The sequence below is a fragment of the Escherichia sp. MR genome (assembly GCF_005280595.1).
Classification (GTDB): Bacteria; Pseudomonadota; Gammaproteobacteria; order Enterobacterales; family Enterobacteriaceae; genus Escherichia; species Escherichia ruysiae.
Window position 1 is genome coordinate 1 of the sequence record NZ_SZVK01000054.1, and the last position, 14,019, is coordinate 14,019.

The 14,019-nt window shown below is 50.5% G+C and carries 13 protein-coding genes and 1 pseudogene; 9 read left to right on the plus strand and 5 right to left on the minus strand.

Going from position 1 to position 14,019, the window contains the following annotated elements; translation table 11 throughout:
- Positions 1–2 precede the first annotated feature (2 nt).
- The 4 genes and pseudogenes from FC814_RS23610 to phrB all read left to right on the plus strand — a co-directional run bounded on the left by FC814_RS23610 (position 3) and on the right by phrB (position 2,774).
- On the plus strand, positions 3–59 hold the full coding sequence (locus FC814_RS23610) for an IS1 family transposase (RefSeq protein ID WP_003032489.1): 57 nt from the start codon (positions 3–5) through the stop codon (positions 57–59).
- A 23-nt stretch (positions 60–82) separates the two neighbouring features.
- Positions 83–277, plus strand: a pseudogene (locus tag FC814_RS18550) (transposase); the annotation flags it as partial.
- Positions 278–849: 572 nt separating this feature from the next.
- Positions 850–1,359 (plus strand): YbgA family protein, encoded by a 510-nt coding sequence (locus FC814_RS18560; RefSeq protein ID WP_001076011.1) that lies wholly within the window; start codon positions 850–852, stop codon positions 1,357–1,359.
- Positions 1,356–2,774 carry a deoxyribodipyrimidine photo-lyase gene (gene phrB, locus FC814_RS18565; protein WP_000207115.1) on the plus strand — a complete coding sequence of 473 codons (1,419 nt, stop codon included), beginning with the start codon at positions 1,356–1,358 and terminating at the stop codon, positions 2,772–2,774. Before FC814_RS18560 ends, phrB begins: the two co-directional genes overlap by 4 nt.
- Positions 2,775–2,899: 125 nt before the next feature.
- Here the strand turns inward: phrB and dtpD are convergent, their stop codons facing one another.
- Positions 2,900–4,381 (minus strand): dipeptide permease DtpD, encoded by a 1,482-nt coding sequence (dtpD, locus tag FC814_RS18570; RefSeq protein ID WP_001032667.1) that lies wholly within the window; start codon positions 4,379–4,381, stop codon positions 2,900–2,902.
- A 270-nt stretch (positions 4,382–4,651) separates the two neighbouring features.
- Here dtpD and ybgI point away from each other — a divergent pair, with 270 nt between their 5' ends.
- From ybgI to nei, 5 genes are read left to right on the plus strand one after another with little or no spacing between them, the layout of a single operon-like run.
- Positions 4,652–5,395 (plus strand): radiation resistance protein YbgI, encoded by a 744-nt coding sequence (ybgI, locus tag FC814_RS18575; RefSeq protein ID WP_000798867.1) that lies wholly within the window; start codon positions 4,652–4,654, stop codon positions 5,393–5,395.
- 22 nt (positions 5,396–5,417) lie between these two features.
- Positions 5,418–6,074 (plus strand): 5-oxoprolinase subunit PxpB, encoded by a 657-nt coding sequence (pxpB, locus tag FC814_RS18580; protein WP_001188352.1) that lies wholly within the window; start codon positions 5,418–5,420, stop codon positions 6,072–6,074.
- Positions 6,068–7,000 carry a 5-oxoprolinase subunit PxpC gene (pxpC, locus tag FC814_RS18585; protein ID WP_000912703.1) on the plus strand — a complete coding sequence of 311 codons (933 nt, stop codon included), beginning with the start codon at positions 6,068–6,070 and terminating at the stop codon, positions 6,998–7,000. The genes pxpB and pxpC overlap by 7 nt, the downstream gene beginning before the upstream one ends.
- Positions 6,990–7,724, plus strand: a complete 735-nt coding sequence (gene pxpA, locus FC814_RS18590; RefSeq protein ID WP_105290762.1) for a 5-oxoprolinase subunit PxpA — start codon at positions 6,990–6,992, stop codon at positions 7,722–7,724. The genes pxpC and pxpA overlap by 11 nt, the downstream gene beginning before the upstream one ends.
- A 35-nt stretch (positions 7,725–7,759) precedes the next feature.
- The gene (gene nei, locus FC814_RS18595) at positions 7,760–8,551 is read left to right on the plus strand and encodes an endonuclease VIII (protein WP_137326290.1); all 792 of its coding nucleotides are present in this window, start codon (positions 7,760–7,762) and stop codon (positions 8,549–8,551) included.
- Here the strand turns inward: nei and FC814_RS18600 are convergent.
- The 4 genes from FC814_RS18600 to FC814_RS18615 all read right to left on the minus strand — a co-directional run bounded on the left by FC814_RS18600 (position 8,548) and on the right by FC814_RS18615 (position 14,009).
- Entirely contained in the window at positions 8,548–9,594 is a 1,047-nt protein-coding gene (locus tag FC814_RS18600; RefSeq protein ID WP_137326291.1) for an AbrB family transcriptional regulator, read from the minus strand. The two genes, nei and FC814_RS18600, sit on opposite strands and share 4 nt — an antisense overlap.
- Positions 9,595–9,745: 151 nt before the next feature.
- On the minus strand, positions 9,746–10,807 hold the full coding sequence (locus tag FC814_RS18605) for a fimbrial protein (RefSeq protein WP_137326292.1): 1,062 nt from the start codon (positions 10,805–10,807) through the stop codon (positions 9,746–9,748).
- A complete protein-coding gene (locus tag FC814_RS18610) occupies positions 10,804–11,535 on the minus strand; it encodes a molecular chaperone (RefSeq protein ID WP_137326293.1) in 732 nt (243 codons plus the stop codon). The genes FC814_RS18605 and FC814_RS18610 overlap by 4 nt, the downstream gene beginning before the upstream one ends.
- A 14-nt stretch (positions 11,536–11,549) precedes the next feature.
- The gene (locus FC814_RS18615; protein WP_170967952.1) at positions 11,550–14,009 is read right to left on the minus strand and encodes a fimbria/pilus outer membrane usher protein; all 2,460 of its coding nucleotides are present in this window, start codon (positions 14,007–14,009) and stop codon (positions 11,550–11,552) included.
- Positions 14,010–14,019 lie beyond the last annotated feature (10 nt).

The following is a 14,019-nucleotide window of genomic DNA, read 5'->3' on the forward strand; positions in this document are numbered from 1 at the left end:
CGGTGGAGCTGCATGACAAAGTCATCGGGCATTATCTGAACATAAAACACTATCAATAAGTTAGAGTCATTACCTGGCACGTGATGTGGTAATGAATGAAGACGACTGCAAAATAAGAAGAGGAAATACAGCAGAATTATTTTCAGGGTTCAGGCATATCGCCATTAATATTTTGACGAAATATAAGGTATTCAAGGCAGGGTTAAGACGTAAGACGCGAAAAGCAGCCATGGACAGAGACTACATCGCATCAGTCCTTGCGGGAAGCGGGCTTTAGTAATCTTGCTCTGGTTTTCAATTAAATACCAAAAATATGAAAGCGTGAAGGATGAAAAATACCCAGAAATTCTGATTTATTATGGTATTAAAGGTTCGGGGATAAATAGAGTAGATGGATGATTTTTCTCATGTACAAAGGATGGGAGAGCTCGTGGTTTAGGTTTAATTTGCATGGCTGATGTTGGTGAAAGTCGCTATTTTAAAGCTGCAAAAATATCTATGGATAAGAATAATTTGATTATAAAGATGAGTAATGTAGAAATAGTATTTAAGATAGCAAAGTGAATATTTATTTTAACAGTATTTATGTTTTTTAAAAAGAGAAAAATGGTGTGCGATTATTGGTTTACAATACAATTAATAGTGAGATAATCAAGCATTGAGAACTGTTACTTCCTAAAAATAAAAAAGTGCAAAAATTAATGCGGCTCGGAAAATAGTGGAATAATTCACGCTCAGATGAAGTTGATAATATTTTTACCAACAAAATGCTTCCCCGCAAAAACGCTGCCCCACAAATATCATTCTCCATCGTCTACACTTACTCCTGTAAACCGTTCAGGAGCAGTAATGAATCAGCAACGATTTGATGACAGCACCCTTATCCGCATTTTTGCTTTGCACGAGTTACACCGTCTTAAAGAGCGAGGCTTAACTCGCGCGGCGCTTTTCGATTATCACAGCCGCTATAAACTCGTATTTCTGGCTCATTCTCAGCCCGAGTACCGCAAGCTCGGCCCGTTCGTGGCAGATATTCACCAGTGGCATAATCTGGAGGAGTATTACAACCAGTATCGCCAGCGCGTAATTATTTTGCTTTCTCACCCCGCCAACCCGCGCGATCACACCAACGTTTTGATGCACGTTCAGGGGTATTTTCGTCCCCATCTTGATTCCACAGAACGTCAGCAACTGGCGGCGCTTATCGACAGTTATCGATGTGGCGAGCAACCGCTACTTGCGCCGCTGATGCGTATCAAACACTATATGGCGCTTTATCCTAATGCCTGGCTTTCAGGGCAACGTTATTTCGAACTTTGGCCGCGTGTTATTAACTTGCGCCATGCAGGAGTTTTATGACCACCCATCTGGTCTGGTTTCGCCAGGATTTACGTCTGCACGATAATCTCGCGCTGGCTGCTGCCTGCCGCAATTCATCTGCACACGTGGTGGCGCTGTTTATTGCCACACCGCAGCAGTGGGCAGCGCATAATATGTCGCCGCGTCAGGCTGAACTTATCAATGCTCAACTGAACGGGCTACAAATCGCGCTGGCGGAAAAAGGTATTCCTTTGTTATTTCATGAAGTGGATGACTTTGCTGCCAGCGTCGAAATGGTTAAACAGGTGTGCGTGGAAAACGGCATTACCCATTTGTTTTATAACTATCAGTATGAAGTGAATGAGCGAGCGCGGGATGCTCTGGTTGAGAAAACGCTTTGTAACGTGGTGTGTGAAGGATTTGATGACAGCGTGATCCTGCCACCTGGCGCGGTGATGACCGGTAACCATGAGATGTACAAAGTCTTTACGCCATTTAAAAATGCCTGGCTGAAACGGCTGCGGGAAGGGATGCCGGAGTGCGTCGCTGCACCAAAAGTACGTAGTAGCGGATCGATAGACCCCGCACCATCCATTTCGCTGAATTACCCTCGTCAGCCTTTCGACACAGCATATTTCCCGGTGGAAGAAAAAGTGGCGATTGCGCAATTACGCCAGTTTTGCCAGAACGGAGCAGGGCTGTACGAGCAACAGCGTGATTTCCCGGCAGTGGAAGGCACCAGCCGTTTGTCCGCTAGTCTGGCAACGGGAGGATTATCGCCTCGCCAGTGTTTACATCGCCTGCTGGCGGAACAACCGCAGGCGATGGAGGGCGGGGCAGGTAGCGTCTGGCTTAATGAGTTGATTTGGCGCGAGTTTTACCGTCACCTGATAACGTATTACCCCTCGCTGTGTAAACATCGTCCGTTTATTGCCTGGACTGACCGCGTACAGTGGCAAAGCAATCCCGCGCATTTAAAGGCCTGGCAGGAAGGCAAAACGGGATACCCGATTGTCGATGCCGCCATGCGTCAGCTTAACAGCACTGGCTGGATGCATAACCGTCTGCGGATGATCACAGCTAGCTTTCTGGTGAAAGATTTGTTGATCGACTGGCGCGAAGGGGAGCGGTATTTCATGTCGCAGCTGATTGATGGTGATTTGGCAGCCAATAACGGTGGCTGGCAGTGGGCGGCTTCCACCGGAACCGATGCTGCGCCGTATTTTCGTATTTTCAACCCGACAACCCAGGGCGAGAAATTTGACCGCGAAGGCGAGTTTATCCGCCAGTGGTTACCGGAGCTGCGCGATGTGCCGGGAAAATCGGTGCATGAGCCGTGGAAGTGGGCAGAGAAAGCGGGTGTGAAGCTGGATTATCCAGAGCCGATTGTCGATCACAAAGAAGCGAGAGTACGAACGCTGGCAGCGTATGAGGCGGCGAGGAAGGGGAAATAACAGACGCGTCGGGCAATTGTGCCCAGTTGCCGGATGCGGCGTGAACGCCGTATCCGGCCTGATAGTGCAAATTTAATGAGCCATTCAGGCGTGATAAGACGCGTCAGCGTCGCATCAGGCGCTTATTAAGACTCCAGCGCCAGCGCGCGGTTTCTGAATTTCAGCGTCTGGTACAGCCAAATCATCAGTACCAGTCCTACACACGCCAGTGCGCCCCAGGTGATTTGATCAAACACTTCAATATATGCATTGATGGAATAGTTGATCGCCCCGGAAGCATCAAACGAAGCTTGCGATGTCTGATCGGCAATGACGCCAGCCAGATAGTTCGCAATCGCGCCGGAAAGCAGCATATAAATTCCGGTTAATACGCCAGTCACGCCGGGGATTTCAATACGCGTAATTTGCGACATGGCTACCGGATCGATAAACAGTTCGGCAAAGCCCATCACTGCCAGCCCCAGAACCATCAGCGGCAGGGAAGAGTGTCCATACATCGCAGACCAGCGGGCGCTTAAGGTCAGAATGCAGAATCCGGCGCTCATCAGACCGAGGCCAAGAGCAAATTTTCCCCAAATGCGCACGGTACGATTTCCCGCGACGCTCTCTTTTACCACCCACGCAAGGAACACCCCACACAGCATGACCGCGAAGGCATTAATCGACTGGAACATCGCCGTAGGAACGGTATAACCGAAAATATCGCGGTTAACGAAACGGTCGATATAAAGGCTAATCGAACTGCCGCCCTGTTGTGCGAAGGCCCAGAACAACATACTGAAGAAGGTAAGGGTAACAATCAGCCCCAGTTCTTTACGCTGTTTCTGATTTTCTGCCTGGCGATAAATTTTTGCCAGCACCGCCAGTCCAATCACCGTGGCAACAATTAAGGCGTATACCGACCACTCTTTCCAGAACAATACAGTAATCAGCGCGGGCGTTGCGACCAGCAGAACCAGCAGCCATCCCCAGTTTGGCAGGAGAAAGTTTTTCGCACACAGCACCTCTTTATTAACGCCCCGGGTATGAGCGAAATGACGATTGCCGCATAAGAAAATGACCAGCCCGGCGATCATCCCGACCGCAGCCAGGCCAAAGCCCATTGCCCAGCTGTATTCTTCTTGGGCGTAACCACAGGCGATTGGGGCGATAATAGAACCCACGTTACCTGCCGCATACATCAGCGAGAAACCGCCATCACGACGCGGATCGGTTGGCTCATAGAGTTCGCCAAGCAGGCAACTGACGTTGGATTTAAACAGGCCATAGCCGCAGACGATAATCGCCAGCGACAAATAGAGGAATGTCGGATGGATCTCGCTGGCGCCCAGCACCAGATGCCCGATCGCCATCAACAACGCTCCCAGCATTACCGCCATACGGTTGCCGAGCACTTTATCGGCCAGGAAACCGCCAAGAATTGGCGTGACATATACCAGTGAACAGTAGGCACTGAATAACGCGTAAGCGTGGGTATCGTTGTACTTCAGTTGATTGGTGAGATAGAGAATCAGCAGGGCGCGCATTCCGTAGAAGCTAAAATATTCCCAGATTTGTAGCGCGACAACGTAGTAGATAGCGCGCGGCTGTGATGCGTGTTTATTCATAATAATTCCACAGTTGGATGCGACGCCACGTAATAAAAGCGCGGTGTGCGTGTGTTTCCTTAAAGTTAAAACCTTGATACAGATCTGATTATTTATGCAATATGCTGTCTGTTTGCATAAATATACATGAACTGAGGTGTGGTGAAATAAACAATTTGCGCCTTTTGGCCGCCTGTTTGTTTCTTAATATGTCAAAAGATTGGCTATCGACGAACAGGCGAGGTAACGCTATGTTAACGGTGTAGCTATCAGAATACGGAAGGCGCGAAGATGAAAAACACCGAACTGGAACAACTGATTAACGAGAAACTGAACAGCGCGGCGATAAGTGATTACGCGCCGAATGGTTTGCAGGTGGAAGGCAAAGAGACGGTGCAAAAAATTGTTACCGGTGTCACCGCCAGCCAGGCGCTGCTCGATGAAGCGGTGCGTCTGGGCGCGGATGCGGTCATTGTGCATCATGGCTATTTCTGGAAAGGCGAATCGCCGGTAATTCGCGGCATGAAGCGTAACCGTTTAAAAACCTTGCTGGCGAATGATATCAACCTGTATGGCTGGCATCTGCCACTGGACGCACATCCGGAGCTGGGTAATAACGCACAACTGGCGGCGTTACTGGGGATCACGGTCATGGGCGAAATTGAGCCGTTGGTGCCGTGGGGCGAACTGACCATGCCTGTGCCGGGGCTGGAACTGGCTTCCTGGATTGAAGCGCGTCTGGGACGCAAGCCGTTGTGGTGTGGCGATACCGGACCTGATGTAGTGAAACGCGTCGCCTGGTGCACGGGCGGCGGGCAAAGTTTTATCGATAGCGCCGCGCGTTTTGGTGTGGATGCATTTATTACTGGCGAAGTTTCTGAACAGACCATTCATTCAGCCCGCGAGCAGGGATTGCATTTTTATGCCGCAGGTCACCATGCCACTGAACGCGGCGGTATTCGCGCGTTGAGCGAGTGGCTGAATGAAAATACCGATCTTGATGTGACCTTTATTGATATTCCTAATCCTGCATAACGAATAATCAGAGGGATCGAAAGTGCAACGAGCGCGTTGTTATCTGATAGGTGAAACGGCGGTAGTGCTGGAACTGGAACCGCCAGTGACGCTGGCTAGCCAGAAACGGATCTGGCGACTGGCGCAGCGTCTGGTGGATATGCCGAATGTGGTGGAAGCCATTCCCGGCATGAACAATATCACGGTGATTTTGCGCAATCCTGAGTCGCTGGCGCTGGATGCCATTGAGCGTTTGCAACGCTGGTGGGAGGAGAGTGAGGCGCTGGAACCGGAGTCACGCCATATCGAAATCCCGGTTGTTTACGGCGGCGCTGGCGGGCCGGATTTGGCGGTGGTCGCGGCGCATTGTGGGTTGAGCGAAAAACAGGTTGTTGAATTGCACTCCTCCGTGGAATACGTGGTCTGGTTTTTAGGTTTTCAACCGGGCTTCCCGTATCTCGGGAGCTTGCCGGAACAACTACACACGCCACGGCGCGCTGAACCGCGCTTGCTCGTTCCGGCAGGTTCTGTCGGGATCGGCGGGCCGCAGACCGGTGTTTATCCGCTGGCAACGCCGGGTGGCTGGCAGTTGATTGGTCATACTTCACTCAGCCTGTTTGATCCGGCGCGTGACGAACCCATCTTATTACGTCCTGGAGATAGCGTGCGCTTTGTGCCGCAGAAGGAGGGAGTATGTTGAAAATTATTCGTGCGGGGATGTATACCACCGTGCAGGATGGTGGTCGTCACGGTTTTCGCCAGTCGGGTATCAGCCATTGCGGCGCACTGGATATACCCGCGCTGCGCATTGCTAATCTGCTGGTGGGGAATGATGCCAACGCTCCCGCACTGGAAATTACGCTCGGTCAGTTAACGGTTGAATTTGAACGCGATGGTTGGTTTGCCCTGACCGGCGCAGGTTGTGAAGCGCGGCTGGATGATAACGCCGTCTGGACCGGCTGGCGCTTGCCGATGAAAGCAGGTCAGCGTTTAACCCTTAAACGTCCGCAACATGGTGTTCGTAGCTATCTGGCGGTGGCGGGTGGTATTGATGTCCCGCCAGTGATGGGGTCATGCAGTACCGATCTCAAAGTGGGGATTGGCGGGCTGGAAGGGCGTTTACTAAAGGATGGTGACCGACTCCCGATTGGCAAAGCGAAGCGGGATTTTATGGAAGCACAGGGCGTTAAACAGCTACTGTGGGGCAACCGCATTCGCGCCTTGCCGGGGCCGGAATATCATGAGTTCGATCGCGCCTCGCAGGATGCATTCTGGCGTTCGCCCTGGCAACTTAGCCCGCAAAGCAACCGGATGGGCTATCGCTTGCAAGGGCAAATCTTAAAACGCACCACCGATCGTGAACTGTTATCTCACGGTTTGCTGCCGGGCGTGGTGCAGGTGCCGCATAACGGGCAGCCCATTGTGCTAATGAACGACGCGCAAACCACCGGCGGTTACCCGCGCATTGCCTGCATTATTGAAGCCGACATGTATCATCTGGCGCAAATCCCACTCGGACAGCCCATTCATTTTGTCCAGTGTTCACTGGAAGAGGCACTAAAAGCGCGGCAAGATCAGCAACGTTATTTCGAACAATTAGCGTGGCGGCTGCACAATGAAAATTGACCTGAACGCCGATCTGGGCGAAGGCTGTGCCAGTGACGCTGAACTGTTAACGCTGGTTTCCTCAGCCAATATTGCCTGTGGATTTCATGCAGGCGACGCGCAAACCATGCAGGCTTGCGTGCGTGAAGCAATAAAAAATGGCGTAGCGATTGGCGCGCACCCGAGTTTTCCCGACAGGGAAAATTTTGGTCGTAGCGCCATGCAACTGCCGCCGGAAATGGTTTATGCCCAGACGCTGTATCAAATTGGCGCGCTGGCAGCGATTGTCCGTGCAGAAGGTGGTGTGATGCGCCACGTCAAACCGCACGGTATGTTGTATAACCAGGCGGCGAAAGACGCACAACTGGCAGACGCCATCGCCAGAGCGGTATACGCTTGCGATCCGGCATTGATTCTCGTCGGGCTGGCGGGAAGCGAGCTGATCCGTGCAGGCAAGCGTAATGGCCTGACAACGCGCGAGGAAGTGTTTGCCGATCGCGGTTATCAGGCTGACGGCTCGCTGGTGCCGCGAAGCCAGCCAGGCGCGTTGATTGAAAACGAAGAACAGGCGCTGGCGCAAACGCTGGAGATGGTGCAACACGGCAGAGTCAAAGGTATCACCGGTGAATGGGCGAAGGTCACGGCGCAAACGGTCTGCCTGCATGGCGACGGCGAGCACGCACTGGCGTTCGCCCGCCGACTACGCGCTACATTTACCAAAAAGGGGATTGTTGTCGCAGCATAATCCCGCTGAACAAAGAACGAAAAAAGGATATCACCATGCCTGAAGGCCCGGAGATCCGCCGTGCAGCGGATAACCTGGAGGCGGCGATCAAAGGCAAACTACTAACTGATGTCTGGTTTGCCTTCCCGCAGTTAAAACCGTATCAATCACAACTTATTGGTCAACACGTCACCCATGTGGGAACTCGTGGTAAGGCGTTGTTAACTCATTTTTCTGATGGTTTAACGCTCTATAGCCATAATCAGCTTTACGGCGTGTGGCGCGTGGTTGATACCGGCGAAGAGCCGCAGACCACGCGGGTGCTGCGGGTAAAACTGCAAACGGCTGACAAAACCATTCTGCTTTATAGCGCCTCGGATATTGAGATGTTGACCCCGGAACAACTGACCACGCATCCGTTTTTACAACGCGTTGGCCCCGATGTGCTGGATCCGAATCTGACGCCGGAGGTGGTGAAAGAACGGTTATTATCGGCGCGCTTTCGTAATCGGCAGTTTGCTGGATTACTGCTCGATCAGGCGTTTCTGGCAGGGCTTGGCAATTATTTGCGGGTGGAGATCCTCTGGCAGGTCGGGTTGACCGGAAGTCATAAAGCGAAAGATCTCAATGCGGCGCAACTGGATGCACTCGCACACGCGTTACTGGATATTCCTCGACTTTCTTACGCTACGCGGGGGCAGGTGGATGAGAATAAACATCATGGGGCGCTGTTTCGCTTTAAAGTTTTTCATCGTGATGGCGAGAAGTGTGAACGCTGTGGTAGCATCATTGAGAAAACCACGTTGTCCTCGCGCCCGTTTTACTGGTGTCCAGGCTGCCAGCACTAGGCCGACCGCTTCGGCGCATAGGTTGAAATAAACCGCGCAATGGCTGGCCCCGTCAGCAAAATACTGAACAGGCGCAGGGTTTGCATCGCCATAATAAGCGCCATATCGGCATTGCTCCCTGCGGCGATGACCGCCACGGTATCAAGCCCGCCGGGGCTGGTGGCGAGGTAGGCGGTCATAAAATCAATATGCATAAACCGGGTCAGCCCCCACGCCATACCTGCACAAATAGCCAGCAGAGCAAAAATCGACAGCAAGATTTGTGGCAGCGGGCGCAATGCCCGCAGTAATATTTGTTTATCGAAACCAAGACCAATCCGCCAGCCAATTGCCATATACGCCATCGCCAGCAGCCATTCTGGTAGTTCGATGGTGATGAGCTGGCCAGACTGGAGCACTGCGCCCGCCAGCATCGGGATGAGCATCGTGCCGGAAGGAAGACGTAGCAGGCATCCCACTGTACCGGCAACCACTGCGAGCAAAATCGTAAGCATGAGATTAATGCTCACTGGCGGGAACCAGATAATCTGTTGATTAACCGCTTCAGCGTTATCGCCCAGCATCATCCGCGTAACCAGAACTGCCGCACCTGCGACAAACAGTACCCGCAGATATTGCATAAACGCCACCAGACGGATATCTGCGCCGTAATCCTGCGCCATAGCGACCATTGCCGCTGCGCCGCCGGGGGAGGAACCCCAGGCACCGGTATTCCCAGGCAGTGAGCTATAGCGCACCAATAACCAGCCCACGATGGCGCTGGAAAGCAGCGTCACCAGTAAAATTGATAACACGATCGGCCAGTTAACGGCCAGGGTGGTGAGAATCGAACCAGTGAGGTTTTGCGCAATCATGCAGCCAAGAATGGCCTGCGCAGCAAGAAAAGCGGAGCGAGGGAGTTGCAGAGTCATTCCGCGCATACTGAAGATGATCCCGGCGATCATCGGCCCAAGTAATAGCGCCGCCGGGAGATGTACCGCGAGGAAGCCAATAGAAAGGAGAAGTGATAGTACACATAACATTCCCCACTGCAAAACTGGCATCCTTCGCTCCTTCATTATTATCTCTTTGGTGTATCGATACAGCATAAAGAAAGCCGGGTCTGGAAAAAATAACGGTAATCAAGGAAAAGGAGGAAATGAGTAATTATCTGAATGCGATACCCTTCTCGACTGAAAAGGGCATCATCTCGATTCAGTTGTAGTTAATCTTAAAAAGCACCACAGTATCGAAGGGACCAGCCTCGATGGGGGTGCCTGGTATGGATGACAATTCGGCGGTAAAGTTTTTTTCATAAACTAACATGTCGCTGGTGAAATCGGCATATTCGCTGTATTTATTGAAGGTATAGGGCGAGGCGTTTTCGTCCAGTAAACGTAGTTTAAGTCCATTACCAATCAACAATGCTTTATCTTCTTCAACCAACGTTTCTTCGGTATAAAACGAGGAACTGACTTTAAATCCGTCGGTGCACTGGTCATTTTGTGATTTCGTCGTCTTAATACTAAAATTTTTCGACATCGTGTGACGGCGAATATCCAGTACGTTAAATTTACCAAAATCAATCACCTGTGTTTCAGGCGAAATAGAAAAGTTAACGCTGCAATCCAGTACACGAATGTTTTCCAGACCGGTAATGTGATATTTCAGGTTTTGGGCAGAAGGATCTTCATTAACACTGCCAGCGCCATCGAATTGCACCACAATATAGTCGCTCAGCGTACTTTGATAATCATGCGGCGGCATTTCACGAACTTTAACATAGAGCCGCATACGAGCGAGAAATGTACGCGACATATGAATATTGTTGGAATCGCCGGAACAAATCTTATTTTGCCACCCCATAGCAATGATCTGCTCTGGTGTGTAGATATCAATTTTCTTGCTGTCGATACACTGGTTGGTGTCGATTCGACTTTTCCCGAGACTGGCATCGTAATCAACGCCGTTATATGTTACGCCAAGTTGATAATAGCGATCCTGCATTCCGGGGTAGGGGTTTACCCAGGCATAAACATGCTCGCTTTCAAAGTTGCCGTTAGTATTGTTGTCACAATAGACGGGAATTTTAATATCGTCAGATTCCCAGATTTTATCGCCAGGTTTAGCATTGCCCGGCACAGCAAAGGGTTGAATAGCTTCTGATTTTTCTACAGATCCGCCAGATGAGCCAAAATAGCAGTTCAGCGCCAGCGCAGACTTCAACGGCAGAAATAACAGACAGATAACGAACAACAATCCCTTGCCAGTACTCATTTCTTCGCCTCCACCGCCTGTAAACGACATTGTCCGTTACAGTTCAGAGTATTCATCCGTAATGCGCCGTAATCATCCATGTAACCCAGGTAAAATTGATTACCGTTATAGCTTCCTGTATTCGTTGTGACGGTGCTAAAAGGGGCAATCATCACCGATTTAAAACCGGGGATCACACCTTTATCATTTTGCCCAAGATAGGCAATCGTCAGGTAATAGGCGGTAGGGTTTTTCAGGGTAAGTTCGTTGCCCTTCTGGCTAACCTGTAACTGTAACTCTATGTGTTCACCTGTTTTCTTGCGCAATGCCGCAGGTCGCCAGAACAACTTAATACGGCGTTGGATCGCGACCTGAAGTATCGCATGGTCGCTGCTTTTATCCGGCGCTGGCGGAATTTCGCGCATGTTATAGTAGAACAACGTTTCACGATCGCTGGGCAATTGTGTGGTTGACGCTTGCTTTACAATCCGCACCTGCGATGTTGCTTTTGGTTCCAGGCGCTGTATTGGTGGCAGGGCGACCAGAAGATCGTCGCTTTTCTCCCCTTTATCATTTTCTATCCAGGAATATGCAAGGTAAGGCAGTTTGTCACTCTGGTTTTCTATGCGCAGGCTGGTGGCTTTGTCGTTGGCGTTAAACACAACTCGTGTGCGATCGGGTTGCACTGCAGCGTTGCTACCCAGGCTGACGGCTAACAGAATCAGGGGCAATCCTTTAATAAATGTCATTCTCTTTTCCTTAATTAATGACAAGGTAAAATCAGGCGTTTGGTCGTGTCTTCCAGACGTTCTGGCAGATGAATAATGCAACTTTGTTTATCGCCCCAGAGCACAGTAAATTGCTGGTTTTCAGCTACTCCGCCAAGCCAGGCATGGCCTTCCTCGCTAACCATACCGACACTAATTCCACTGCCATTCTGCTGAATATTGGCACCGAGAGGGGGATAGTGACCGCTGGCGTCGCGAATAATAATGTTAACGTCTTTACCAGAACGGGAAGCCAGCGATTTGTAACCAATAGCGCCTTCAATCCACGTTTCTTTGATGATATTTTCAGCAACCGTTACGCCATCAGGTAAATCATTCATGTTGACTGCCACGGTGGAAGGTTGGTAACTGGAAATTAGCGGCACTACCGCAATACCAAAATGGTTGGTGTAGTCGAGATTACCCTGAACCGGAATATTTGCCACGCCGTCGGTGCTGACCATCAGCCGAGGCTCATTGGTTGAACTGCGGCGATGGAAGGCTGCGCCATATTGAGTGGCGGTAAAGGAACCGCTCCAGCTACTGCTGACAGAGCTGTAATCATTGGCGGCATAAGTGCCAGACAAATCCCATTCGCCGGCTGAACTCAGGTGTTGATAGTTACCACTCACCTGGGCGCCATTGTCAGGACGGTCGGATTGCAGCCCGGCAGACATGCCCCAGCTATTACGTTCATCCAGCGTATCGTTCCACGACATGCGGTGCGTGGTGCTGTTACTACTGTTTTGCATGTCATAGCCGACTCGACCACCGTTACCGACAGGTAATGAAATCGACAGGTAAATCTGGTTGTCGCGATCTTTGTCTTCGTAGTGGGTTGTGTTGAATGACGTCGAGATCGATATATCTTTCCAGTCACCGATATCAATATTAAAACCTGCCGTTATGTTGGCGGTCGTGGAGGTATTTGCGTTCCACCAGGTCTGATGTAACAGGTTGGCGTACAGGTTGAGGTTCAGAGGGGTTATCGGTTGGCCTACTGATAAGCTGATCGTCTGTTTTTCGTCTTGTGCATCGTTGTCGTTGTATTTGTGATCCAGATAGTTGGCGTAGCTGTGAAAATGACGATCGGAGAAGCGATAAGCAGCGAGTGAAATCGTACTATTTGTGGCGTCCACTTGTTTGCTGTAATTGAAACGGTAGCTTAAGCCCCGCTCGTCCTGCTGGGTATCAAATTGGCTACTGGCCCAGGTGACATCAAATGACAACGCCCCCAGCCAGAGCATATTTTGCCCGATGCCTATTGCGCCAGAATGGTAGTCATCTCCGGAGAGTAGCAAACCGCCATATAACGAGGTATTCGAGAGCATCCCCCAGGATATTTCATTACTAAAAAAGGTTTCATTTTCAGTTTGATGAGACATTGAGGTTCGCGGCTGACCAACAGCAAGTTTATAGCGAACCTGACCCTGGCGCGTCAGGAAGGGCGTCGAGGCGGCCGAAACCTGAAAGTTGTTCACACGTCCATCGTCTTCCGTTACTTTGACATCCAGCGTACCCTGGACAGACTGATTGATGTCATCAATGATAAACGGGCCTGGCGGGACTTTTTTCTGATAAATAACTCGCCCCGAATGACTTACGGTGACAGTGGCGTTGGTTTGCGCGATACCGCTGATTTGTGGGGCGTAACCGCGCAATTCCCAGGGCAACATCCGGTCATCGCTGGTCAGTGCCGCACCGGTATAAGAAAAACCGTCGAAAATATTGGAACTAAAATCAGTTTCGCCCAGGGTTAATTTCGAACCTAATTGCGGTAGTGGGCGAAAAAGATAAGTACGTGATATTCCGCCGCTCTGGTCATGGGCATCGTCGCTTTCGGAGCGGCTCAGCTGGTAATCGCTGCGTAAGCGCCATGCACCCATGTTAATACCGGCAGTACCGTAAGCGTTCAGGTTGGTGTTGCTGCTACTGCCCTGTGGACGGTAGTTACTGGCAAACAGGTTGTAATCCATCAGGACGCCGGCTACACCTTCTTTCCATGTTGATGGCGGCATCCAGTTTTCTGAGTGCCATGCCAGCCACGCTTGCGGAATGGTGATATTGAGTTGCTGATTGGCTTGATCGAAATTGAAGAGTATTTCTGGATGCGAACTAAAATCAACACACTGATTTATCTGTACTAATGATTGACGGAAGTCTGGTTTTAAACCAAATTTATCCACCAGTGATTCATCGATGCACGGAATGGTTTTATCACCGCTTTTTTGCCAGCTAATTTTTTGCCCGTTACTTATTTGGTTATTATTAACGGTAGTGCTAACAAAATATTCACCGGGGGCAATCACCCCTTTGTCTTTTAATAATGAAATATCAATGCTATCACGCATCGATTTGTCGAGGACGCTCAGGTTAAATTCGACCGCCAGCGCGGACGGCATTACCATCGTCAGGCAGGAAATAAAAGAAAGTCGATAAATATTCACGGTGTCCATACCTGATAAA